Raw genomic sequence first — 26,298 nt, forward strand, 5'->3', positions numbered from 1 at the left:
TTTTACTCTGTTTAATTTTCAAAGACCAAGTTGCTTTGCTGCATTTCTGACAGCTCATTTATCTTACCACCGTAAGATTTCTTTGTCAACATACTTTTTAAATTTATTTTTAAATCTTAATTTAAAACTCAAATTTAAATTTCTGTGCTTTGTCGCTTTCTGTTCCAGCGACATGACTTATAATATCATATAGTTCTTCTTAGATATAAAACTAATATATTGTGAGCAGTAACTACTTGTACATTCTTTACTTTTCCTCTGAATTTCGACATTTTACACCAATTGATACACTTGGCAGAGTTATCGCCAGCATATAGTATAATCTTACACTTTATACCACAACTAATTCCAGCACTTTCTTTTTTACTGAAGAATAAAAGACACCGAACAGATGTAAAACAAATATTTGTAAATAAAAGTCATGCATAAAAGTAAGTTGTTTTACTTTTAATACATGACTTCTGCTTTAATAAAGATATCTTATCCATTTATCAGTAGTTTCTTATAAATTCTCTTTAATATATTCTATTTTCTTTTCTATATATCCTTCTATAGCTTCCAATTCTTCTTTTGGAAGAGTAATTATGGAGTTAAAATCTTCAGGTGGTGTCAATAGCTTGCTTATTGATTCATTTTCAAATACATTGTACATAGTACTCCTTAATATTCTATCCTCCCAAAGAAATAGATTGTAACATTTATTAGAGCAAAAATTTTCACTTAAGTGTTGATCCTGCTTTAGTATTAAAGCCATTATATCGTGAATATTTTTAGGTGCATCAGATATATCTTTATAAATGCAAAGATTAGTTTCATCATTAGTGATCTCTTTCCCACACTTTTCACAATGAAATCTTATATTATGCTTACTCATAAAATAATCACCCTTAACTAATTTATTCCTAATCCAATCAATTAATTCTAACTACTAATTTAAAATTTCCCCAAGATTATTATATTTGATAAGTAATGTTATGAAGGATTTTTACACAATTTGGTTTTCATTTAAGCCTTCAGTACTTTGATTTTCAACTGCTATCACGTAGCTTGTATAATCTATACCATCATCGTTACTTAAAATATAAATTTTTTCAAAAAAACAACATCATTACTAAAGTTTAATTCGATTATATCATAGCCATTAACTTGTCTTCTTCCTCTTTAGCATTCTCAGTTAATCGTGCAGACGCCAAAACTGGCAGCCATGAAATAATAGCTTCTTTATCTTTACCAGTTTCTCTACAATAGGTATTAAGATACACTTCTGCTAACTCTGACGCATGTAACTTATATAGCAAATACGTTCTACAAGCATCCCCATCAGAACAGCCTACTGAAGCATCAACCCAATCTATAATAGAATACTTGTCTCCATCTAACAAAATATTATATCCATGAAAATCACCATGACAGAGTTCATTTCCATCTGGTAGGTCTTTTAAAAGTTTTAAAACTTTATCCTTTTTACTATCACTTAATTTTGTATTTGCTTCTATCTTTTCTTTTAACCTACCTTTTAGTGATATAGGAAGTGCTATATTTCTAGAATGAATAGAAACTTGAATTTGAACCATTTTCTCTATATATGCTTGTAGATTGTTAACATCATTTTGCAAACATTGCATTAAAGACTCTCCTTTAAGATAGTCCATTCTTATTGCCATTTGATTATCTATATTAAGTACTTCGTAGACCTTTGGTACAGGCAGTCCTGTATTTTCAATGATTGAAGCAATCAGAGTTTCATAAAACACAGAGATTTTATCATAATTACTCTCAAATACTTTTATAGCATAGTCTTCATATAGATAAACTTTAGCCTGCGCTCCGGTCCCTATTAATTTCTCTAACTTCATAATTTCCCCTCATTTCTAATTTAAATATAATTAATATTAATAAAAATTAATATTTAGCCTTCTCATCTATACCTTCCAAACCAAAGTTTTTTCTAATTTCAAATTTCATTTCTACTCTAAAAATTTAATACCTATCAATTACCTTATTAACTTTTAGTTCTTTTATAATCCTGTCATAATATTTATCTTTAGATAACTTGTCAATAAAACTAAACTTAAACTTGGATTCAATGGGTATATTAATATCTAAAACCTTATCGGCTAGACTATCTTCTAAAATATTTTTTGCACTTAATTTAGTGTCTACACTACTTAGCACTCTAACTTTTTCTATATCTAAAGCTGTATTTTCAGAAAAGCAGTTCAATAATTTATCAATTATATTATTAATTCTATTTGAGTTGTCTTTTAGTACTTCATCAATAGCTATTCCATTAGTTTTAAAATCAAAAAACAAGCTAATCTCACTATTATTACAAATATATCTTCTTCCCTTATTTCCAGCAGCTAGAAGCAAAGCTACTAAGCCATAAGAATATTTTAAAGCTATAGTTACTACCTCACAACTTAAGTAGTGTATTGTATCATAGATAGCCATTATTGATGTAACTTTTCCGCCCTGACTGTCTATTAATACATATATTTTCTTAGTGGAATCATCTTTAAGGAACTTAAGCATACTTTGTATTATATTACTTGCTAAACTATCATCAATGTAACCATGTATAATAATTATTCGTTCCTTTTCTGTAGGTTCATAATGCATATAATAATCATCCTTTGCATTCATATTTTTCTATTTTAGCTGTTATAAAAGTAAAATATTTAAAATAAAATTATAGTAATCTGAATATGGATTAAATTATAAAATTAAAATATCTAATTGGAGGTGTCTATGGATAAAGCAATAAAACTTTTAGCTGCTACCATTATGGTTGTTTCAGCAATAGCAGGTATAGTAATAATCACTCTAGCTGGAATATATAAAACTACTTCACCAAAGAGACAAATATCAGAAGAAAGCCCCTTTAACAGATTGTCTAATGAAGTCAAGGAGACAAACAACGAAATCAAAGAAGAACTCTCCTTATTAAGAGAAAAAGTAGACTTAATTGAAAAAAAGATTGATAAACACTAAGAAAAGAGAGTTCCTTAATAAAAACTCTCCTTATCTCATAGTCAAAAGTATCTTAAATCTGTCCTAAATATACTTAAAATATGTTTAAATTATAACTCTTCTATTGTAAAGGTTACATTTTTTAAATGCCTATAATAGTTTCCATACTCAGTATTAAACCTTAGCACTGTATAATCCGGATCATCTACACCTAATGGATAATAAACCTCACAACCATCAGACCACAGCATTTCCTTAGAAGCTCTATCCTGAAGTATTTCAATAGTTCCTACAAGCATAAGCCCAGCAAAATTATCTTCATCAACAAAATACAAACAGGTTTTATTATCTTTTTTTAATATTTCTACTCTTTTGGTTGATGTATTTGTACTCAACCAAAATTGCTTTAATCCCTCGTGTTTTAATCTCATCATTGCCTTTATGTTTGGGTAACCATTGTCACCATTAGTTCCAACCATAACAATTTTTGATTTTTCAACTAATTCATTGCTTTCGTTAACTACTTTCTCATCGATCATATTATTTGTACCTCCCGAACTTACATTCTTATATAACATAATAAGAATTATACCAGTTCGCAAAACGACATTCAACAGCATTTTCCATTTTTGTAAGACTATTTAATAATATACTTAGCCAATGTTTAATAATATTGTTGAAATTAAGTGTTTATATATGAAAAAATCATATTAATTATTTCCATAAACATATCTAAAGTAATAGAAGACTGATCACTTAATTTCAACATAGTAACTTTACCGAACCTGATTTTGCAGTATAGCTTTTATTCTTCTAACTCCAGCAGAGGCACTTTCCTCTTTAACTATCTTAAAGCAACCTAATTTTGATGTATTTTCCACATGAGGTCCGCCACATATTTCTTTGCTAAAATCTCCTATAGAGTATACTTTAACTATACTTCCGTATTTGTCACTAAACAATCCTTTAGCATTAGATGCTTTTGCCTCTTCAAAAGTCATTTCTTCACATTTTACAGGAAGCCCTTCATTGATAACCTTATTCACTAAGTCCTCAACTTTATGAAGCTCTTCCTTGGTGAGTTTTTGAGGGTGTGAGAAGTCAAATCTAAGCCTTTCTTTTGTAATGTTAGATCCTCTTTGCAGTGCATGTTCGCCTAAAATAACTTGCAATGCTCTGTGTAAAATATGAGTTGCTGTATGAAGAGCAGTTGTCTCTTCAGTATTGTCAGCTAATCCACCTTTGAATTTATTTGCTGCTCCTTGTCTTGATAACTGTTGATGCTTTTTAAATAAACCTTCATATTCTTTCATGTCAATACTTAAACCTTTCTCTTTAGCTAATTCAGCTGTTATCTCCGGAGGAAATCCAAAGGTATCATAGAGATTAAACACAGTCTTGCCATCAATTATTCTTATTTTATTAGCATTACAGCTTTCTACTACCTTAGCAAATTTCTTCTCTCCCAGCTCTAAGGTCTTCTGAAATTTATTCATCTCTTCTATAATGTTTTTTAATATTATATCTTTACAAATAACCAGTTCACCATACAAATCCTTAAGTGCTTCAATGGTAACTAAAATTAAACTTTCTATTTTAGTAGAGCTTACACCTATTTTCTTCATATGTCTTAAGGTTCTTCTTATAAGCCGTCTAAGCACATAACCTTGCTCCACATTTCCTGGCGTAATTCCATCAACTATCAGAAAGCAGGAAGCTCTTATATGCTCTGCTATAATACGGATGCTAGTTTCATTAGGGTTTGTAGCTAAAGAACGAATTTCTTTTATTACATCTGAGAACAGTTCTGTTTCATATACATTTGCCTTATGCTCCAGGATTGCAGTGATTCTTTCAAGTCCAAGTCCCGTATCTACATTTTTATTTTTTAAAGGTGAATAGGTACTATCTTCATTTTTATTATATTCCATGAATACATTGTTCCATATCTCCCAATACTTGCCGCAATCACAAGAAGGACCACATTCTTCAGAGCATTTAGGTTTAAGACTATCATAGAAAATTTCTGTATCCGGTCCACAGGGACCAGTTACCCCAGCAGGTCCCCACCAATTATTACTTCTATCGCAATAATATATATTTTCTTTCTTTATACCAAGATCTTCCCAGACTTTTGCTGCTTCCACATCTCTTGGAATATCTTCATCACCTGCAAAAACAGTAACAGCCAGTCTACTGACATCAAGTTTTAAGTGGTTAACTAGAAAATCATAGCTCAATTCTATAGCTTCTTTTTTAAAGTAATCTCCTAGTGACCAATTGCCAAGCATTTCAAAGAAAGTTACATGAATATCGTCTCCAACTTCATCAATATCGTCTGTTCTTAAACATTTTTGATAATCCACTAGTCTTTTACCCATAGGATGAGGCTCACCTAGTAAAAATGGAACTAATGGGTGCATACCTGCAGTTGTAAATAAAACACTTGGATCATTTTCAGGTATTAAAGATGCACCTGGAATTACATGATGATTATTCCTCTCAAAGAATTCAATAAATTTGTTTCTAATTTCCAAAGCTTTCATAAATATGTCCTCCTTATTCTAATAAATCTATCTCCCTACTTTTAAAAGTAATTTTCAGCTGGTTATTTTTCAGAACTTAAATAAGACCATATACAGCTGAGTAAATTTGCTAGCTAATCTTTTTATAATTGCTTTACCTTGATAAACATTTTTTCGCAACAAAAAAGTACCGAAAAAAAAAGATCTCTCCTCCACAAAGGGACGAAAAATCTATATTCGCGGTACCACCCTAATTAGCAAATTATTGCTCACTCTACCAGTACTATCATACTGTGCCTTTGTAACGTAAGGAAACGTCTTACTCTACTTTTACCTTAGAAAAAACTAAAGTAGGTTCAAAAAGAAGCTCAAGAGCTGCGTTCAATATAGACACCTGTTAGACTTTCACCAACCTCTAACTCTCTGAAAGTATACCTATACCTACTCTTCTCTTTCATAGCTTTTAATTATTGTTTAGTATATTATACTTTCCACTATAGAACAATGCAATACATTTTTACAAAAATTTTGTTTTTTATCCAATATGTTAAGCACCATATACCTACGCTTAAATTTGTGTTAACAAAACTAATGATAAACCTAGTGTTTAGCTATTGTGAACTGTCAGAAAGCATATATCTAATCTTGTCTCTGTTTAAGAATACTGTTGAAAATAAAATAAGCTTTAATTGTTAATATAATCCATATAATATATAATTAAGTTAGTTCCCAATAATAATTTATAATGAATAAATTTGACTGGAGGCATTTATATGAATAAATACGAGTATAAATGTATTTTCATAGGGGTGGCGCAGAAAAAACATCAAATAATATTAAAAGGGAGAATGATTTATAATGGCAAAGCAGTTATTAAAGACGCTAAATGTTGAAAAGAAAGACTTAGAATGGCTATACGTACCTGATGTTGAGTATTGTGAATATGAAAATTGTAAGAGGTATTTGCAATTAATAATACCATATAAGCGAAACTGGTTAGATAATAAAAAATATCCTTTGGTTTTATTTATACCAGGCTCTGCGTGGCACAGACAAGAAATGTACAATGATATACCAACTTTTTCAGAATTGGCGAAAAGAGGGTTTGCAATAGCAGTGGTTCAATATAGAGAATCTGAACTAGCTATCTTCCCTGCGCAAGTAATAGATGTAAAAAAAGCCATCCATTTTATTTATTCTATAGCAGAACAATTCCATATCGATACCGAAAATATTTTTTTAAGCGGAAATTCATCAGGTGGACATATTGCACTTCTAACTGGATTAACAGCTTCTTACAGAGATCTAGATTCAGATGAGAAAACTAATATTCCTTGCAAGGTCAATGGGATTATTAGTTATTGTGCACCAACTGATATGTATATATCAAATGGTGATGGACCTATAGAGGATCTATTAGGTACAGATGATGTAACAAAAGTTCCTAGCCTAGCCAAAAGTGCATCCTGTGCAACATATATTTCCAGTGAAAGAAATATTCCACCAGTATTGATGTTCCACGGTATACAGGATGAACTTGTTTCCATAGAAAATAGCCGCAATTTCTTTGATAAGTTAAAACAGTTTGATAAAGAAGTAGAATATTATGAAATAGAAAATGAAGGCCATTGTTGTCCTACATTCTGGGGTAAAGATATATTGGATATAGTTGAAAGGTTTCTGAAGAGAAATTGTAAGTAAGACATCTAAAAGTCTATTTTCAAAGCTCCATTTATCTTTGATAGGGCAATTAGAAAATGTAAATTTTATTAATAAGCCACAGATCTATATATAGTTGAAATTGCCCCACTATAAAAATCTATTATTAAAAATAAAAAAATAGAGAAAGCAATAAAGCCCTCTCTATTATTAGTACTATTTAATCAATCTTGGTATATCTTTTTTATTTATCTTTTTATTCGCTCCTACAAAAAGTGTTGCCCAAGCAATTAAAGATAATGAACCTGCAAAGTTAAACAAAGTTCCAAACTTACTACCAACAATATAAAAAACTCCAGCTAAACCAAGAAGCAAAATGTTTAAAAACTTGTAATTTTTCATAAAATACCTCCAAAAAGAAATCTTACAACATTTCATGCATTTATAAAACATATGAAATGTTAAGCTTAAAATAGTATTTCTAAAATCTTTCTGACAAATCTAAAATAATAAATAAGCTCATTTATAGATATTTAAGTATTGAATCTCTATATACTATTATAGCACTACTTTAATAGTATATAGCATTATTTCAAAATTTCATATTTAAACTTTCTAATATTTCATTTAAGGCTAACTTTATAGCTATAGGTATAAAGTTTAAAAGCTTTCACTTTCATTTTTTCTCAATTTATAAAATACAAGGATCGTTCTCGCAAGTTCTTACATCCCTATTTACAAATATCACTATTTGATTTAATATTATCCCATTATATTATTAAAAGTATTGAACATATTACATAAAAAAGGAGTTAGAGTGGTCTTATGATAGATATTACAATAAGCCGACAATTGAAAGAAACTTGGCCAGAAATAGCTCTTGGATGTATAGAAGCACAGGTAGCTGTCACCGAAAGTAATGAACTTTTATGGAGTGACATTACTAATTATTGTACTGAACTAAAACAAGAAGTATCTATTGAAGTATTAGCATCATTGCCAAGAATCTTTTATTCATACACGTCCAATTTGCTAAGTAACTATTTTTTCTTTGACGCAATAACTTCTAAAGCTTTATCCAGTGGGTTTTCTGAATAATCTACATATATATCTGGTTCCAATACTCTTTCGCTATCTTTACTCTTATCTGGCCTAGTCCACTTTGTAAAGGATACTTGACCTTTTAGCTTTGAATTTTTCAACTCAAAATCTATGGCATCTCCATAGGAAGAAGGCATGTTTTTGCTTGGTCTTCCTATGATTGTTCCTAATTTACCATCCTTCACCCAGGTTGCTAACCACTGTGCTGAACTAAAAGTTTCCTCATTAGTAATTACATATAGACTTATATTAGGATTAGGTACAGCATCATTACTGCTCTCATGACTTTCGTATCCACTTTTTTTATTAAGGCCATATTTTTCTTGTGCTAGCTCTGAGTATCTTCTTATACTTCCAAAGTCACCTGGCTTAACATTTATTGCTTCTAGTAATTTCTTGCAAGCTTCAGAGCTTCCTCCTGGATTGTCAGTAACATCAATAATTACATTTTTAATTCCTTCTTTTAATTCTAGTTCTAAATCCTCAATAACTTTTTCCAGTTCTCCGCTTAAGACGCAACTCCCAAACTTAACGTATACTGTATCTTGATCAATCTTTTTGCTATTCAATTCATAATCTTTAGGAAAATTACTTATACTATCTAAAAATTTTAGTTGTATATTTTCTTCAGAAGCACCATTTGTTACTGTTAGATTAATGTCTTTCGTGCATTCCACTCCTGAATAGCCTAACACTTCTTTATATTTAGAGTACACAGAGTAATTATCTGCTACTGCTACATAATTCTCTGCAGGAAATAGTTCATCTATAGATTTAAATACTTTGTCTATCTCTACTCCATTTATCTTAGTTACTATCTTTCCTGTAAGTTTATTTTTATTATCTAATATCACCAACTTATTATTGATATACTTCCAGTTAACATCTAAGACTTTATCAACTTGCCATTGAATTTCTGTATGTGCATCTTCTATGGATGATAAATACTTTGAAGCCTCTACTTTAAGCTCCTCTTTTGTCATCTTTCTAGATGTTTCAGCTACAAATTTTGCCTTAGCTTTTTTATACTTATCTGTTTTTCCCTCTAAAATAAAAAATGGGTGAGTGTTTTCTATAATATCTATAAGTTGTTTAGTATCAGAAGTAACTTCTTTTTTAGATAAAACTTTGCTCTTGTCAATCTCATCAAATTCTTTTGAAAACTCCTTTGCACTTGCTACAACTAACTTTCTATTATACCATTGATAAAAAATGAACATCCCTATTAAAATTATTAAAGCTGTTAATATACCTAATTTCATTTTATTATTTATCTTCATTGCTATAGTCTCAACTCCTTATATATTCAAAGTCAGTTAAAGATGCACCTCTTCAATCCGGATTCTATTATTTAATATAATAACACTAATGCAATATGAAATTTCAATATAATTAACATATTTAATATTTTTTTACATCTAAGACTTTTTACGCACCAAGTCATAATAATTTTACTTACTGAGGCAAATAGTTTTATATATGATATAGATTTATATAGACTTAAAAAGAGAACCCTCTACAATTAGAGAATTCTCCTTTGAATTACTTTTAATTAATATTTATGCTTTCTTCTTAGTTCTAAACACAATGTCCCAAAAACTAGTACCAATACCGTAGTTATACATATAGGCATAATGATGAACTCTATGATGTTCTTTCAAGTTTTTATAAAATTTTAGTTCTTCTATAAAAAGCTTATTCTTTTTATGGAAATAAAAATGCACAAACTCTTCCCACATATTATAGCCAATACACACTATGAGAAATAGTACTCCAAAAGCTTTACTATAAATGAATATTGCTATGGCTGCTGGAAGGTATAGAGCTACATTTCTTAAAATCTCACCTACACTTGATAACACAGTGTCTTTTTCAATTTCATCTAGTTCATAGGATTCAATTCCATGATAAACTTTATGGTGAATTCTTACGTGTTCTTGTTCGTAGGAATGATGAAGTAAAAATCTGTGAAGGCAGTATTCTACCAATGAAGAATATAAGAATCCTGCTACTATAATAAGCATTAACATAATTAATGTAGATAAATCTTTTACTGCGCCCAAAATCTAGCACTCCCTTTTGTAGTTTTAAAACTCTCAATAATTACCACGTGATAATCATTCTCACGACTTCTATTATATACTAAGTGTTTACTTTTGTGAATAATAATATTTATCTAATGCTATAGATATGCAGCTTCTAATATTAATTTATGCATCCGCCATAATCCCTAGAAGCCAGTATTATCAAACATATATAAATTAAGTTTTCATAAAAAATACTCTATATATTCTAATATATAGAAAAAGCCTGAATAGATTACATTCTTATTCAGACTTCTTATATTAATAGCTAACGCTTATTATATTTTCCTTTTTCATTTTCTTTCAAGCTCTTCTTGTGTCCAATTGAAAAGCACCTAATCAAATAAAAATAGTGAAGTAATTTAATTCATACTATCACTTAATGTTAATATCCACTACATTCACCTAACATTTGTATATTCACATCTTTAAAATAAAGAATTTTTTCTATATAATTAAAATATTCTGTAAACTATGTCATGGGACAAAAGCTCCGTCCCTATAAAGAGGTTGTAAACATGAGATATATAGCATTAAAATACTCTATTCCAAATACAAAAAATGAATTAGTTTTAAGAAAGAGCCTGTACAAAAAGTTAAATGAAGCTACTATTAATAGGCTTACCACTGTTGTTGCTCCAGCAGGTTATGGAAAAACTTCTCTTATAAGCTCTTGGGCTAATCTAAACACTAAAGAAGATCTCAGATTCAAATGGATTTCTCTTGATAAAAGTGATAATGAAAGTCCTAAGTTTTGGAACAACTTTCTTAATTGTTTGATTGAAGATAACGGTACCCAAACCTACAACTTATCAACAGATAGTGAAAAGTTCTTAAATTTTGAGTACTTTATTACTGTTGCTTCAAATTATTTAGCCAAAGTTTCTGATAAGAGGCTTGTATTCATTCTAGATGATTTTCATAATATAACAGATAGTGAAATACATAAGGAATTTAATACTCTTATAAAATATTTACCTGAGAAGCTTCATCTTATTATTACAAGTAGAGAAAAGCTCCCTATTTCACTTTCAAAATACCTTATTAATAATGAAGTCCTTGAATTAGGTACAGAAGACTTAAGGTTTTCTATCGAAGAAACAACAAGGTTGTTTAGAAGCAAATCATATATAAATATTTCTGATGAAGATATAAAGATTATAAGAGATAATTTTGAAGGCTGGGCTGCAGGAATGCAGATTTTTATTCTCTCGAATAAAGATAACAATATAAGTTCCAGCTCAATAAAGGAATTTACTGGAGAGCAAAAATATCTATTTAACTTTTTCACTGAAGAAGTATTTGATCATCTAGATGAAGAAATCAAGAATTTTCTTGTGAAAACCTCTTGCTTAGACTCACTCAGTGCATCACTTTGTGATAAGGCAATTAGAACTACCTCGTCCTATGCGATACTAGAATATCTTGAAGAAAGAAATTTGTTTTTGTTCCCCTTAGATAATAAAAATCAATGGTATAAATACCATAGCTTATTTAAAGATTTTCTAAACAAACAGCTAAATAAGTATCCTGAACAGTGTATAAAAGAAATCTATTATCATGCTGCTACTTGGTACGAAGAAAATTCCTATTATACTGAGGCAGTTTCATACTATTCAAAAGCTGAAAAATACAAGGAGATATTAAACATACTTGAGACTGAAGGCTTAAATATGTTAAAGCAAGGTAATACCACAACACTACTCTACTGCTTAAAATCCATTCCTGAAAGTTTAGCTAAAAAAAATGCTTCTATATGTTTATATTACGCCTGGCTTAATTTGCTCAACTCAAATTTGAAGGAAGTAAATAAATATTTAGACTACGGAAGAAACGCTGTTAGTAACACAGAAGTTGATAACCAAGAAGAAATACAAGCTCAAATATCTACCATAACCATAATAACTGATTATTTAAAAGGCAATATTAATAGGAATATGGAAGAACTTAAAAATAGCATGAAATTTTTAAGAGAATTTAGCCAGATGTATTGTATTGTTACCTTAAATTTAGGTGGAACTTATATGGCAAAAGGTGATATTAATAGCGGAGAATATTGGTTTTATGAAACCTTAAATGTGAGCAAAGAAACAGATAGCTTTTACACAGCCATTATTGCCTTAAGGAGCATGTCTACCTGCAAGTTTCTAAAAGGACAAATATCAGAGCTAGAAGAACTATATACCGAATGTTTAGAATATTGTAAAGCTAAAAAAGTTGATTATTCTCCTATAATTGGATTACTATACGTTGGAATTGCAGATATAAACTTTAGAAAAAATAATTTAGAAAGCTGTGAGAGATACTTAGAGACAGCTCTAGAGCTTGGCGAAGCTGCAAACATAAACGAAATATTATATGATGGCTATTTGCTAATGTCAAAGCTCTTAGTTAGTAAAAAAAATTATGAAAAAGCAATAAGGATGCTAAACAAAGCAAAGTATATCTCTAAGAAGGATAAATTATTCATAAGAGTTATTGAGCCCATTGAAACTTGGGAGGTAAATCTACTTCTAAAAGGAGAAAACTTAACGTTTGTTGACCAATGGGAAATGGAAAATAGTAATGTATTAGAAAATGATATAAACATATTGAATCTTGCTGTGCATAGAACCTTGTCAAATATCTATATAAGGAAAGGACTTTCAATAAAAAGCACCAATATCTTGAGTAAAATTATCTCTTTCTCTGAAAGCAATTTTTTAGAAGGTGTGTCTCTGGAAGCTTATGTTAAAAGAGCCTTAGAGTACTACAAGATTGGAAGACAAACAGATGCTTTTCTAGATATGGAAAGTGCGGCCTCATTACTATTGAAGTCAGAAAACTTTAGAGTAGTATTTGAACATTATAAAGAGGTTTTGGATTTTCTAAGCATGATGAAAATATCTACTGCCAACTTCTCCTTGGAATATCTAGTTGATTTATTAAAAATAGAAACTTTAAAAGCTTCAGAGGATATTCTAAGTGAAAGAGAAAAGGAAGTATTAAAATTAGTAAAGCTTGGGTATACAAATTCAGAAATAGGAGAAAAGCTGTTTATTTCTACAGGCACTGTAAAAAGACATATCATAAATATTTATAGCAAACTGGATGTCCATACAAGAACTCAAGCAGTTTTAAGGGCTTCTGAGTTAAATATCTTATAACAAACTAATCACTTACCATTATATAACGGTATTTTTTAACACATATTATATAATTTGAATTGGATACTTATAACAAAAGCAAAATGTATCTTTCGGTACATTACTCCTAAATTCTTATCTAGTAAAATGTTAAGTATAAGGAGGCGGTACTTTGAAAGATAAATTTTTTTCAAGAACAGAAGTAATATTTTTAACAGCTATAGGACTAGTAATGGGTTTTAGAGAGCTTTCTATGACCATGGTCAATCCTTTCATTACAATATACGGAAAGCAACTACTATACAATACACCATTTTTATGTGGATTAGGTCTTGGAATATATGGATTAACAAATGCACTATTTCAAATACCTTACGGGTTAATAAGTGATCTCCTTGGAAGAAGAAAAGTTATACTTGTAGGCCTTCTTCAATTATCCTTAGGCTTATTTATCGCTTTTCTTTCTAAAAATATATATGTTTTTATATTTTCAAGAGCACTTCAGGGCAGTGGAGCTGTTATGGCAATCGCCTATTCTTGGATTGGGGACAATATTGAAGATAAAAAGAAAGATAAAGCAATGGGAATTTCAGGAACCATCGTAGGTATAGGAGCAGTTGCTGCTTTCGTGCTTGGTCCAGTACTTTATAAAGTAATCTCAGTTTCTAAAATGTTTCTAGGTTGCAGCATAATCATAGCCTTAACTATTATTTTTATCTTCTTCTTTATACCAGAAAATATAAAAGCTAATAAAGAAGAAATACTCCCATCTGCCAATAGCATTAGTTTATTTAAGACCAATTTAGTTAAGGTTATAAAAGATATGACTATACTGAGACTAAGTATCTGCGGTTTTATTATAAACTATATAATGGCAGCTACCTTTCTCATTGTACCTGATATACTACAAAAATTAATTGGCGTCAGCAATATGTGGAAGGTATTCTTACCTGCAGTTCTAATAGGAATACTATCTATGCAAGGTGCTATAGCTTTATGCGACAGAGGCATGTTTATAAAGGTCAGCATAGCAGGATTTATAGTATTATTACTTGGTACTAAGTTTATTTCCTTGTATAATCTAAAAATTGTAACCCTAGGCGTTATTTTTATCCTTAGTGGATTTATTACCTTAACTTCTCTTATACCTTCAACCATAAACAAATTGACAGATAAAGAATATAGAGGCACTGCAAATGGCTTGTATCAAACCTTTACCTTCCTTGGTTTTTGCGTAGGGCCTACATTGACAGGTTTTCTTCAAGGTAAACACTTGACATTATATATCTTTTATTTAACTATAGCTTTGGCGTTTATTGGTGGAGTTATAAGCTATACCTTAAAGAGTAATATAACTAATAATTCTATTGTTTAATCTAAATAGTTTAATAGAAGGATTCACTGAAAAGATGGCTTCAGTGAATCTTTTACATATATGCCTTTCTGAAATTGCATGAATAAATCCTGTCAGTCCGTGTACTTTTTCTTTATTAGTATCTGTCCAGCCACTCTAATATTCTCTGAACCACCTCAAAATATCTCTGTCCTATGAGCAAACCAGTATGAGTAGTTCCATCTACCCCCATATATTCGGCATTAAGATGTTCTGCTGTAGTTTTACCCATTCTCTCATCAAACTCATCACTTACAGCTTTAACTACAAGACAAGGACACGTTATCAGGCTACTATTTATAGAAATTCCTTCTACTCCCTTTACCCAACAAGATATAGCCTTTATTACTTTTGAGGATTCCATAGAAAGATATTTTCTCTGAAAAATTATATCTTCTTCTGATTCATCTATGCTTGAGGTTTCCGGTCGACAAGGTGCTGGTATAATTAAACCAAAATCAATTTCTTCTAAATCCTTGTAAGGTGCCAGCCTATTTACTTCCTTACTTATAGATGTGTCTATGAGAACTAAGCCTTTTAGTTCCGCTTCCTCTGCTATCTTTTGACTAAGTATACCACCCATACTAAAACCTAAAATAATAGGAGGTATACTGCACTGATCTATTACCGCTTTAATATCCTCTAAATAATCCTCAAAATTTATTTCTGACATATCCATAACCCTGCTTTTATAATGACTTCTCATATTCATCACATAGCAGGTAAAACCCTTTTCCAGAAAATGAGGAATGTACTTGCTCCACATCCAGCTTCCAGTATATGCTCCGTGAACAAAAACTAGTGGTGGCCTCATTCTTTTCTCTTGATCCTTAGTTTGTGCTTCAAAAATTTCTAAAAACAAATCATTCTCCCCAATGTACTTTTCAATATGCTTAGGTAATGTTTTTGTGTAATCTACCATTTTCAATTCCTCCAAGTTTAGTTTGACATCAAACTATATCATTAAAAAAATTAGAAGTTATTATTTATTTTATTTAAGATATTTATTAGCTCCTTCTTTTCTCTATCAGAAACATCTAGATAGAAAATTCTCAGAACTTTTGCTGAGATCTCCTCAAATGTTGGCTCTAACTCACGTCCCTTGCTAGTTAAAGCTACATAAACAACTCTTGTATCTTCAGTACTCCTTTCCTTTACCACATACCCAAGCTTCATCAGCTTATTAATAAGAGCTGTTACCGTGGACTTATCCTTTCCAATCTTATTGGCAATCTCAGCCATGGTCAGTTTTTCAGTTTTAAATAAAGCATATAGTATGTCTCCATGGGAGGTAACTATTCCTTCCAATCCACTTTGACACATTTCTGCCTCAATAAGTTTATTAACGTTTTCTCTAATTTTTGAAATTAATGATATCGCATCTCTTGTCTTCATAATTATATGATAGTTTGATATCAAACCATTGTCAACATATTCTAATAAAAATCATTCAATTAAAATTAGTAGTTCATATATTATCTGAACTACTAATTTACTTCAATAGATATATTAAGCATATCCTAGTTATTAAATTGTCGGTATAAATAACTTGAATACAATTTTTTCTTCTTCTTTCCTTGCCATAACTAGGCCCCCATGGAGCTTAATTATTTCCTTAACTATGGATAGCCCTAGTCCACTGCCTTCTGCTGCCCTTGCCTTGTCCTTTTTATAAAGTCTATCGAAAAGCTTATTCACTTCTTCCTCTGATATCTCTTCATTAGGAATACTAAGTACTGAAACTACAGCATAACTGATATTATCTCTATTTTCCTTGCCTAGTACTACCTCTACTTTTGTTTCCATTTTAGAGTATTTTAGAGCATTGGATAATAGGTTACTTATGGCTCTAAATATAAGCTCTCCATCGCCAAATACAATTATATCTTTATTATCCAAATATAATAAAAGTTCCAATTGACTTTGTTTAAAAACTGCTTGCTCCTCAACAACGGTTTGTCTAATAAGTTCTTGTAGGTGCAATTTATCCTTATTCATATCAATATCATTTGATGCTAGCTTAGAATACTGAAAGAAGTCGTCTATCATATACTTTAAGTGATTACTTTTACGCTCCATTATGCCTATAAACTTTCCTACCTCTTCTGTATCATCATATTTTTTCTCTTTTATAATCTTTATATATCCTGTTATAGTTGTTAGAGGAGTTCTCAAATCATGAGATATATTGGTGAGAAATTCCTTACGCTTATCATCTTCTTTTTGAAGCTCTTCTGCCATAAAATTAATATCTTTAGCCAGCTCAGTTAGTTCATTTTTATATTTTACTGGTACTACATTGCTTAAATTTCCTTCTGCCATTACTCTTATAGATTTATTTATCTTCAATAGATAAGCAAATCTTCCACTGGTAAGCAACGAAAAAGAGAGTAGATAAATTGTAATTACACTAAATATTACAGTATAGAAATTACCATCATTCTGACCATAGCCTAAGTAGTCAAATAGTAGAAAATAATCACCGTTTATATGGTAGCAAGCCTTTACTCTAACAGTAGTATCGCTAACATCCTTATTTTTTTCTATATTATCAGCATGCTTTACTTGGATTAGACCATCTTTTATATACTTAAGGTCTATATCCTTAACTGAACCACTACTTGACTCTATAACTTTTCCATCTTTGTCTACTAAATATAAAGTATAATCTCTCCTCCATTCCCTATTGATTATATTCTTCATTTTTTCTTCATTAGTATTAGCTGGATTTTTTAACTCACTTAGTAGTTTTTTTACATAATCTTTATAAACATAGTTATAAATCTCATTATCGCTTTTTAAAGCTGGCTTTATTGCTGCACTTATCATTATCCCAAGAAACAATGATATTCCCATTGATATTATTGCAAATATAGCTAGTTCAAGCTTTAATCTACTAATCCTTCTCAACTTTATAACCAACTCCCCAGACAGTCTTAATGTATTTACTGCTCTTTACTTGATCACCAAGCTTTTCTCTTAGATTCCTAATATGAGTTAACACGCTATTGTCGTTTTCTAAAAAGCTATCTTTCCATATCAGTTCATAGATGTTTTTTGTAGAATAAATTCTCCCCTTATTAGCTGCTAAAAGCTTAAGGATTTCAAACTCCTTAGGAGTGAGTTTTATTTCCTCCTCAGATCTCTTAACGGTATATTCTTCTAAATTCATCTCCAAATCCTTAATATTCAAAAGTTTTTTATCCTGAACAATACCAATGCTGCTTGTTCTTTTAATAATGGCCTTTATTCTAAAAGAAAGCTCTGTAAAGTCAAAAGGCTTGGTCACATAATCATCACAGCCTTTAATAAATCCTTTTACCTTGTCAAGCTGCTCTCCTTTAGCTGTTAAGAATATCACTGGTGTTTCAGTAAATTCTCTCATCTTTGTAAGCATCGAATATCCATCAATTTTAGGCATCATTATGTCCAATAAAACAATTGAATACCTTTCTTCTCTAAGTAGCTCTAATCCTTCTTCTCCATCTTTAGCAGAGCTTATTTCATATTCATCCTTAAAATAGGTTTTTACCATATCTAATATATCATTATCATCATCTACAATTAGAAGCTTTTCCATCATAATTTCCATTCCTCTTATAATAGGTTAATTTTCCCTTAATAATTCACTTTTTACCTTACCACCAGTTTTAACCATTGGCAATAAAAATGTCACAATACATAATAATATATCTAATAAAAATACTAAAACAATCTGATTAGAATAATGCACTGACTTTACTCCCATCATTTGTAAAAACACTTTAGAAATAACCGCATAAAATCCACCTGCTAATATGGATGAAACTATAATTATTACAGCCTGTCTAACTATATATGATTTAAATATAAAGTTCTTTCCTAGTCCTAGCGCCATTAGGATATTCTCATCTTTTCTTTCTTCTAAAAAGGATACATAAGCTATGTTTATATTGAAAATAAGCGCTGAAAGTATTATCATTACTGATAATATTTTAAACAGTATTATAAATTGATCTATACGCTGTGCCATAGCATCACTAAGGCTGTTTACAGAAACTACTGGTGAGTCTTTAATTTTCTTCATCCACTTTGTATTCTTCGAATTAATAAGATAACTTATATTATTACTTTCTTCACTATAAGGAACTAACACCATTATTGTATTTAAAAAATCACTATCATAAATTCCTATTACCTTAAGGTCCTTTTCTTTTCCTTCTGAATATATTTTAAGTTTATTCCCTATATTTAACTTGTTAAGCTTACTAAATTTTGAACTTATTAAGCATTGATTTTTATCAGAAAAATCTAGATCTTTTCCCTCTAGCAACTTGAATTTTAATCCATAATCTGCTTTCTTTATTCCGCTTAAATCTATGTCTTTTGTTTCTGTAAGTTTATTATTTATGCTCCATATCTCATTATAGATTTTAGTAACTCCCTCTACCCCTTTTTCCCTTGTAAGCTTACTGTCAACCTCTTCATTATCAGCTTTTAAGAGCATATAGTTGTAAGGAAGAGCTTCTTTAAATTCAGTATTTAAGGTCGTTTTAATAGTCTTATTAAAGGAAGTAGCTATCAAAATAAACAATAAGGTTATTGCTAAGCTTAAAGCTAGCAGATTAAAAGCTAAGAAGTTTTTCTTTATATTCTTAAAGGAATACAGAAAACTAATACTTCTAAAGGGCATTCTAGAAAATATCCTTATTAGTATTGAAGTTATAATAAAGAATAAAAGTATGATTAGCAATAATAATAAACCTGTACCAAAGCTTATGATAGTTTTTAAATATACTGAATACACAAGCATTACAACTGGTATTAACAGTAATAATAATAGGAAAATTCTTCTCTTTATCTTTCCAGTATCACTGTAACTCTCTCTAATTATATCTAGTGCTTTGATTCCTTTTAACAGCATAAGCGGAACCTTGTAAAATAAAACAAAGATTATAAGATTTAAAAACATACCTTTTAAAGCAATAAATATTTCTTTATCAAAACTCAATACTCTATCAATATAATTAAGCTTTAACAATATTGAACTTACAATAATTGATAAGAATAAAGATAAGCCAATTGGTATCCCAATAATTATAAGCATCTCTAAGCTGAAAGCTTTCCGAATATGCCTATCCTTTATCGATAATAACTTCATTATTGCAATATCTTTTTTTCTTCTAGTGATTAGAACTATGCAAGTACTTATTATGGTAATTGAAGATAATATATACCCCATGGTTGTTAGCATTCCTAACATACCTATTTTCATATTAGTTGAATTACTAACCTCATCTGCTTTATCTTTTAAGGAAGAATACGTATAGGTATCCTCTACCTTTTCCAAGCTATGTTTTAAAGCTTCCCCGTCATCCTTCCCATCTATATAAGCGAAATTAGGATTTTTAGGTTTTTGAGATACCTTCCCATATCCTAGGATTGCAGCATCATTACTAACTCCTTTAGGATTGCCTTCTATACTTTTCACTGTATATTCCCTAGAGCCAAATTCTTTGTCAATTACAGTTATTCTGTCTCCTGCTTTAACTGAAAGGGCTTTTCCCAAGGATGCTGATAAAATTATCTCATCATCTCTTAGTTCCTCATCTCCCAGAATCACTTTGGAGTATATTTTTGTTGAATCAGAAGTTTTTAAATAAGCAGTGCTATCCTGTTTTAATGTCACCTTATAACCTTCTGCTCTCAATTCATCCAGAGTAGTTAAAAACTTCTTTGAGAAGGACCCAGCTGATATGGAAAGCATACCTCCATTTATGGCCTTTATATTCTGCTCATTATAGGCTTTCATGTTTTCAGATATTATTGGTATAGTTATGGACAAAACCGTAGTTATGAAAATAGATAGCATTGTAAAAAATATTATCCACTTTTCTCTTTTCATCCTTTTTAGGTTATATAATTTAAAAATGCTAGTCCACCTCATTAAGAACACCATCCTTTAAAAAACAACGTCTCTCACCTAAGACTCCTATTCTTTCATCGTGAGTCACTATGATAAGTGAACACCCAGTTTCTTTCCTAAGTTCTAGCAAAAGACTTATAACTTTTTCACCATTTGAGCTATCCAATGCCCCTGTAGGTTCATCGCATAAGATTATACTTGGATTGTTCACCAAGGCTCTAACTACTGCTACTCTCTGCGCTTCCCCTCCAGATAGAGCAGATGTTTTTGCATCTTTCTTTTCACTTAGCCCAACTCTGCTTAATAGCTGTTCTGCTGATTTCTTTTTCGTCTTAAACTTGCTTTTAGAATCCTTCATGGCAATGATCAGATTCTCTAAGGGATTCAATGAAGATATTAAATTAGCATTTTGAAATATCAAACCAATATTTTTTCCTCGTAAATCCTCTATATATGACTCTTTCAAGCAATCAACCCTCCTGCCATCAAGATATATTTCTCCACTAGAGGGTGTGTCTAAGAGTGCTATAAGATGCAAAAGTGTTGACTTTCCTCCACCGGAAGCACCCATTATTGTTATAAAATCACCATCTTTAACTGTTAGATTGACATTTTTTAAAACCTCTTGAACTGTTTCCCCAGTCATAAAGCTCTTACAAAGATTTTTTACTTGTAACATACAAACTCCTCCATACACATTTTTAACTACCTGCTATTAAACAAAACTATTCAAAAGTCTTGCTTTAATAGCAAAAAGCTTGAATTTTATACTGCTCCTATAGTTGATAAATCACGTACTTACCTTCCACTTATGTCCATTGTCATGGTAGATTTCTTCATCACAAAAAATAAGGTAACTTTAGAGGTTTATCCTCTATATAAACTAAGTATAATGAAGGAAAATCTGTATTTTATTTAGTAAAAATAAAGAAAAGATAAAGATTTCTTACAAGCTCTTCAAAGTTTGATCTATTTTACTTCACTAGTCTATTGGTTTTAGCAATGCCAAACAAATAATCATAGTAATTTCTACAAGGTAACTTAATTCATTTCTTAAGGCATATAAGGTTGAGCCCCTTTTTTAGTTGCAGCTATTGCAGCAGCCCTATTTGCACGCAAAAAAACCTATGCTTAAGCTTTAGCATAGGTTTTTTTATTTAATTCCTTATTGATGAAAATTATGTGAATATTGCTCATTAGATAAATATTTATTTCACTGTTAGATTTCAGCAATTGTAAGACTTCTCAAATACCTGCCTTGTCCATCAATATTGTTTGGAGTTGCGACAAAACCTTCTTTTACTAAGTATTCATTGGTAGCACCAAAAATTTGATGCCATACTTCGTTCGCAGTTTCTTTTATATCTACCTTATGCTTTACAGGTGTTAATGTTGATGCATTAATTTCAAAATTATCAAAGATTTCTTTTACTATAGGAAATATATTTACAAGTATACTATCTGACAACTCTTTGATAATTGTAGCTAATTCAAAGTCATAAAATACTGGAATATCCACTGAAATAATGTTCTCATCATCTCTTATACTGATATATTCTAATTCTTTCAAAAACTGTACTATATTCTTTTCTTTTTCTGATATTTTGCTATATGTAATATCATTTTCGATGATATTACATATTAAAGTACCACATTCATATGCGATTTTCTTGTTCATTCTATCTAAAACCTTGTTATATAAGATATTTACTGCATCAAATGGACTTGCACTACCAATGCTTTTTTGCGCTAGTCTAAAAAATCTGAACATATCTTTTCTTAAACCATCTGAATCTCCAAAACTGTTAAAAGTAAATCCACGACTTCTATAGTTATTACTACTACATAATATCTTATTGCTGTGGTTTTCAACTAATTTACTATCCTCGTATCCAACAATAATGTAATCCCTATTTCCAGGCTGTAACTTTGATGCACAAAAAGTATTTTTTTCAGTAAAAAATTCAAAAGCGGTACCATCAAAAATTTCATCGCAGATGATATGATAGAGAATTCTCTCGTAACTATGGTAATTAAAGCATCTTAAATGTGAAACTTTTTCATAAATCATATCTTTCATATCAATTATTTTTTTACCAATAGTCTCTCCTACGTTATGGAAATAATGTTCCATTTCTACAACGTCATCTTCTAAGAAAATAGGAAATTTAACCATGTATGTATTATCCTTAACTTCTACAGCATTAATTAATTTAAGATTATTGATAATATTTACAACAACTTCCTCTTTAATATTTAAAAATCTTGCTATTTCAAATCTTGAAATAGTAAATGGAGCATTTTTGGCAATTAGATAAAGTATTTCAGATGTATATTCTCTGCTGCAAACAAATTCTGGATTATATTTATCATATTCACCAATATCACCAAAAAAATAAAAATTCAATTTTCTATTCATCACTTTATTTTCTCCCTAAAATAGTTATTACATAATCCCTACTATTGTCTATCAATAATGCAAGCTATTTTTCAACCTCTCCCAATATAATGAAATTAATTGATCATGATCAATATCTCTTCTAAGCACATACTTTAAATACAGTTCACTCCTGACTACAAGTAAGGTTTTGAATTGATTGTCCAATAGTAAAGCTTATACATACTATAACGCATGCTATTGCCAAAGTTTGTCCCATTTGTACAACATATCTTTATCAAGCCCCTGTTTTTCACTTTTTTCACAGGCATCATTATAATAGTTTAAAAATTTCTGCAAATTTATAAAACTATCTAGCAAAGCTTGTCTACCCAAAACTTCTTCTATAACAGAACACATATATTTTCCTATAACCTTATTTAAAGCCTCTTCATCTTTAGTCATGTAAAAATACTTTTCTGTAGCATCATCTAACAAATCATAATTGTCTGAAGTACCATCTAACAGCTGCAGCATGATATTATTAAAATCAGAAATCTTTTCATCAAGTTTATTCCATGATTCAAGATAACTTCCTTTAAATCCTTTCGCTAGCTCTTCTCCATAACCTTCCAATAGTAATTCATATAAGTCTTGCTCTTTATTAAAAAAATATACCGCTGCACCTTCACTTAAGATACCTTCAACAAGGTTTACAGCTAAAGAAATCTTGTCCTTATTTTTTACAAGTTCGTTTCTTCGTACATTTTTCTTTAACCAATATAGAAAGCCAATATGATGAAATTCATGTAAAATTACTCCTTCTATATTTTTTTCAAGCTCCTTCTTTGAAGGCCAGAACAACACATCAAGACACATAGTGTTGTCATCAACAATACTTCCACCATTGTAACCATCTAAGCAGAAAAATATATTTAGCTTCAGCTTTGTATCCAGCGGCAAGGTACTCACTAACCTATCTTCAAAGCCCTTAAAATCAAAGTTCTTAACATTATCAAGCTTCTTATATAATAGCTCTAAGTTACTATATATATTTTTTAATGCCTCATACATCCTTTTAAGAATAAAGTTTTCAGTTTCATAGCTACTTTCTTTAACTACTGCATAAAGCATATCCAAGTAGTCATCTTTATTTATATCATCCTCATAAAACTTAAACTGCATCTTACAGCCTTCATCCTGGTTTAAGAAATTCATTATTTCTTCTCTTTTTATATTTATGCCCTTAGAAAACTTAGTTAATATTTTTATCATTTCCTCTGCTGAAGATAAGGATACGTTAATCTGCATAATAATCCACCTTTAACTAGTTTATAGAGTATTCCCTCATTGTATTACATAAAAATGTAATACATTTAATATTCTACCATATATCTATAAACCTTCAACAGTAAACAAAAATGTACCACTTCGATCAGAAATTTATCTTCAATCTCCTTTGCTTTTTATAAGGAGCCTTTGAAAATATAATTTTCATCACTAAGTGGTACATATTTAATGTCATATTAACTATACTCTATGTTTAATAATATTATTGAAATCAACATAGCCTAAATATAAAGATATATACTAACCTTCTTTGTGAAAATGTACATTAAAGTTACACTTATCTCCTCTTGTATAATTACGAGATAATTCAATCACTTTTTCATTTTCATCATAGCTAACACATTCAAAAAGCATTACAGATAGCCTAGAGTCTATTCCAAGCATTCGAGCGTCTCTTTGCTCAAGCTGGGTTAGATCTAATGTTTGAAAAGCTTTTGATATTTTTATACCATAAAACTCATACACTTCGTAAATAGAGAATACCCCCAGGTCTATTCCTTCTAGTTTCGGCACTACATACTTCGGTATATAAATTTCCTCTAAGGACACTGGATCACCGTCTGCAGAACATATACGTTTTATATAATAGATTTCATCTTCTTTATCTATTCCAAATATACTTCCGTATTTATCTCCAGCTTTTCTTAAAACCTTGGTTAGTACTTTAGTGCATGGCTGAGTATTCTTCTCTCTCATAGTCTGAGTGAAACCACCTAGAGTCTCCAGATCTCTCTCCACTTTGCTACCTACCACATATACGCCTTTACCCTGTACTCTTTTTAATATACCTTCATTCACAAGAGTATCTATTCCATTTCGTACAGTCATTCTATTAATACCATAGATATCTGCTAAGTCATTTTCTGAAGGTATGGCCATTCCAGGTAAATATTCACCATCTTCTATCTTATTTCTTATTACCTCTCTAAGCTGTAAATATATTGGAGATTGATAATTTATTTCTTCCTTACTCAAGCAAAGCACCTCCTAACCTCAAAACTAAAATTATAAAAATCTAATTCCAAGTACCACTATACTGAAGAGTGATAGCTGAACTTTCTGCACCCATTTGCATACAGTCTTCTATAGCTTTATTTAATAAAATTCCTCTTAAAAATCCAGCTATATAGGAATCTCCAGCTCCCATAGTATCCTTTACCTCACAAGGAACGATACCATGAGTTATATAATCTTTGCCATTATAGCAGATAGATCCTTTTTCTCCAAGGGTTACAATAACAAGCTTTGGACCCTTAGAGTACATAGCTTTCATATAGTTTCTTATAAAATCATCATCCCCTTCATCATAGGAAAAGAATGCATAATCTACATTATATATGGCTTTCTCAACAACAGGATCATCCAGCTTAGTAGCAAAGTCAAAGGCTATTTTAGTTCCTTTAGCTTTTATCTTCCATAAATCGTTTTCTACCATACCCCAAAGTCCTGATACCACCATGTCATGAGTACTTAAGAAGTCTATATCCTCATCGGAAAGCTTAAACTGTGATAAAACCCCTTCGTCGTAATCCCCAAGGATTCTATCTCCATTAACAATCTCAACCTTTGTTATTGCAGTATTTCCATGCAAAACCCTTATATGTGAGGTATCTACTGATTTATTTTTTATTGCATCTATCATTATCTTACCATACTTATCATCTCCGACTACACCGGTATAGGAAGCTTCTCCACCAAGTCTAACGAAAAACACTGCTACATTTACAGGATTTCCTCCAGTATAGGCCTGATTTAAACTTTCATATACGTCCATACAGTTATCTCCAACTGCTGCTAATTTCATTA

General features: G+C 30.4%; 23 protein-coding genes and 1 other annotated feature. Of the genes, 5 read left to right on the plus strand and 18 right to left on the minus strand.

Annotation, left to right across the window (positions count from 1 at the left end):
* Positions 1-502: 502 nt before the first annotated feature.
* The 3 genes from GXK57_RS18525 to GXK57_RS18535 form a co-directional block, all read right to left on the minus strand.
* A complete protein-coding gene (locus GXK57_RS18525; RefSeq protein WP_160679177.1) occupies positions 503-874 on the minus strand; it encodes a hypothetical protein in 372 nt (123 codons plus the stop codon).
* Between the two features lie 253 nt (positions 875-1,127).
* A complete protein-coding gene (locus tag GXK57_RS18530) occupies positions 1,128-1,856 on the minus strand; it encodes a phosphotransferase (RefSeq protein ID WP_160679179.1) in 729 nt (242 codons plus the stop codon).
* A 124-nt stretch (positions 1,857-1,980) separates the two neighbouring features.
* The gene (locus tag GXK57_RS18535) at positions 1,981-2,622 is read right to left on the minus strand and encodes an ATP-dependent Clp protease proteolytic subunit (RefSeq protein WP_160679181.1); all 642 of its coding nucleotides are present in this window, start codon (positions 2,620-2,622) and stop codon (positions 1,981-1,983) included.
* A gap of 129 nt (positions 2,623-2,751) precedes the next feature.
* On the opposite strand from GXK57_RS18535, the gene GXK57_RS18540 reads away from it, so the two are divergent.
* Positions 2,752-2,994 carry a hypothetical protein gene (locus tag GXK57_RS18540; protein WP_160679183.1) on the plus strand — a complete coding sequence of 81 codons (243 nt, stop codon included), beginning with the start codon at positions 2,752-2,754 and terminating at the stop codon, positions 2,992-2,994.
* An 89-nt stretch (positions 2,995-3,083) separates the two neighbouring features.
* Here GXK57_RS18540 and GXK57_RS18545 read toward each other — a convergent pair whose 3' ends face one another.
* Positions 3,084-3,512: a pyridoxamine 5'-phosphate oxidase family protein gene (locus GXK57_RS18545; protein ID WP_160679185.1), complete on the minus strand. Its 429-nt coding sequence runs from the start codon at positions 3,510-3,512 to the stop codon at positions 3,084-3,086.
* Positions 3,513-3,749: 237 nt separating this feature from the next.
* Positions 3,750-5,519 (minus strand): alanine--tRNA ligase, encoded by a 1,770-nt coding sequence (locus tag GXK57_RS18550; RefSeq protein ID WP_160679187.1) that lies wholly within the window; start codon positions 5,517-5,519, stop codon positions 3,750-3,752.
* A gap of 194 nt (positions 5,520-5,713) precedes the next feature.
* Positions 5,714-5,965 (minus strand) — a binding site (T-box leader).
* A 391-nt stretch (positions 5,966-6,356) separates the two neighbouring features.
* Between GXK57_RS18550 and GXK57_RS18555 the strand changes: the two genes are divergently transcribed.
* Positions 6,357-7,199, plus strand: coding sequence for an alpha/beta hydrolase (locus tag GXK57_RS18555; RefSeq protein WP_160679189.1), 843 nt, complete (start codon positions 6,357-6,359; stop codon positions 7,197-7,199).
* Positions 7,200-7,373: 174 nt separating this feature from the next.
* Here GXK57_RS18555 and GXK57_RS18560 read toward each other — a convergent pair whose 3' ends face one another.
* Positions 7,374-7,559, minus strand: coding sequence for a hypothetical protein (locus GXK57_RS18560; protein ID WP_160679191.1), 186 nt, complete (start codon positions 7,557-7,559; stop codon positions 7,374-7,376).
* A 423-nt stretch (positions 7,560-7,982) separates the two neighbouring features.
* On the opposite strand from GXK57_RS18560, the gene GXK57_RS18565 reads away from it, so the two are divergent.
* The gene (locus GXK57_RS18565; RefSeq protein ID WP_160679193.1) at positions 7,983-8,255 is read left to right on the plus strand and encodes a hypothetical protein; all 273 of its coding nucleotides are present in this window, start codon (positions 7,983-7,985) and stop codon (positions 8,253-8,255) included.
* On the opposite strand, the gene GXK57_RS18570 is transcribed toward GXK57_RS18565, so the two are convergent.
* Together GXK57_RS18570 and GXK57_RS18575 are read right to left on the minus strand one after the other, a co-directional pair.
* On the minus strand, positions 8,198-9,538 hold the full coding sequence (locus GXK57_RS18570; protein WP_160679195.1) for a S41 family peptidase: 1,341 nt from the start codon (positions 9,536-9,538) through the stop codon (positions 8,198-8,200). The genes GXK57_RS18565 and GXK57_RS18570 overlap by 58 nt on opposite strands.
* Positions 9,539-9,817: 279 nt before the next feature.
* Positions 9,818-10,321: a sterol desaturase family protein gene (locus tag GXK57_RS18575; RefSeq protein ID WP_160679197.1), complete on the minus strand. Its 504-nt coding sequence runs from the start codon at positions 10,319-10,321 to the stop codon at positions 9,818-9,820.
* Between the two features lie 539 nt (positions 10,322-10,860).
* On the opposite strand from GXK57_RS18575, the gene GXK57_RS18580 reads away from it, so the two are divergent.
* Complete coding sequence (locus GXK57_RS18580) at positions 10,861-13,488, plus strand: LuxR C-terminal-related transcriptional regulator (RefSeq protein WP_160679199.1); 2,628 nt, start codon at positions 10,861-10,863, stop codon at positions 13,486-13,488.
* A gap of 151 nt (positions 13,489-13,639) precedes the next feature.
* Positions 13,640-14,842 carry an MFS transporter gene (locus GXK57_RS18585; protein ID WP_160679201.1) on the plus strand — a complete coding sequence of 401 codons (1,203 nt, stop codon included), beginning with the start codon at positions 13,640-13,642 and terminating at the stop codon, positions 14,840-14,842.
* A gap of 115 nt (positions 14,843-14,957) precedes the next feature.
* Here the strand turns inward: GXK57_RS18585 and GXK57_RS18590 are convergent, their stop codons facing one another.
* The 10 genes from GXK57_RS18590 to frlD all read right to left on the minus strand — a co-directional run bounded on the left by GXK57_RS18590 (position 14,958) and on the right by frlD (position 26,296).
* On the minus strand, positions 14,958-15,782 hold the full coding sequence (locus tag GXK57_RS18590) for an alpha/beta hydrolase (RefSeq protein WP_160679203.1): 825 nt from the start codon (positions 15,780-15,782) through the stop codon (positions 14,958-14,960).
* 50 nt (positions 15,783-15,832) lie between these two features.
* Positions 15,833-16,279 (minus strand): MarR family transcriptional regulator, encoded by a 447-nt coding sequence (locus GXK57_RS18595; RefSeq protein ID WP_243156471.1) that lies wholly within the window; start codon positions 16,277-16,279, stop codon positions 15,833-15,835.
* A 108-nt stretch (positions 16,280-16,387) separates the two neighbouring features.
* On the minus strand, positions 16,388-17,770 hold the full coding sequence (locus tag GXK57_RS18600; protein WP_160679205.1) for a HAMP domain-containing sensor histidine kinase: 1,383 nt from the start codon (positions 17,768-17,770) through the stop codon (positions 16,388-16,390).
* Positions 17,757-18,443 carry a response regulator transcription factor gene (locus tag GXK57_RS18605; protein WP_160679207.1) on the minus strand — a complete coding sequence of 229 codons (687 nt, stop codon included), beginning with the start codon at positions 18,441-18,443 and terminating at the stop codon, positions 17,757-17,759. The genes GXK57_RS18600 and GXK57_RS18605 overlap by 14 nt, the downstream gene beginning before the upstream one ends.
* Before the next feature lie 24 nt (positions 18,444-18,467).
* Complete coding sequence (locus GXK57_RS18610; RefSeq protein WP_160679209.1) at positions 18,468-20,786, minus strand: FtsX-like permease family protein; 2,319 nt, start codon at positions 20,784-20,786, stop codon at positions 18,468-18,470.
* The gene (locus GXK57_RS18615; protein WP_160679211.1) at positions 20,773-21,444 is read right to left on the minus strand and encodes an ABC transporter ATP-binding protein; all 672 of its coding nucleotides are present in this window, start codon (positions 21,442-21,444) and stop codon (positions 20,773-20,775) included. Before GXK57_RS18615 ends, GXK57_RS18610 begins: the two co-directional genes overlap by 14 nt.
* Before the next feature lie 540 nt (positions 21,445-21,984).
* Positions 21,985-23,184, minus strand: coding sequence for a hypothetical protein (locus GXK57_RS18620; protein ID WP_160679213.1), 1,200 nt, complete (start codon positions 23,182-23,184; stop codon positions 21,985-21,987).
* Between the two features lie 216 nt (positions 23,185-23,400).
* The gene (locus GXK57_RS18625; RefSeq protein ID WP_160679215.1) at positions 23,401-24,453 is read right to left on the minus strand and encodes a DUF5700 domain-containing putative Zn-dependent protease; all 1,053 of its coding nucleotides are present in this window, start codon (positions 24,451-24,453) and stop codon (positions 23,401-23,403) included.
* 279 nt (positions 24,454-24,732) lie between these two features.
* Positions 24,733-25,467 (minus strand): GntR family transcriptional regulator, encoded by a 735-nt coding sequence (locus tag GXK57_RS18630; RefSeq protein WP_160679217.1) that lies wholly within the window; start codon positions 25,465-25,467, stop codon positions 24,733-24,735.
* 40 nt (positions 25,468-25,507) lie between these two features.
* A complete protein-coding gene (gene frlD, locus GXK57_RS18635; protein WP_160679219.1) occupies positions 25,508-26,296 on the minus strand; it encodes a fructoselysine 6-kinase in 789 nt (262 codons plus the stop codon).
* Positions 26,297-26,298: the final 2 nt, after the last annotated feature.

Origin of the sequence: Clostridium sp. C8-1-8 (assembly GCF_009928445.1) — a bacterium.
Lineage (GTDB): Bacteria > Bacillota > Clostridia > Clostridiales > Clostridiaceae > Clostridium_AR.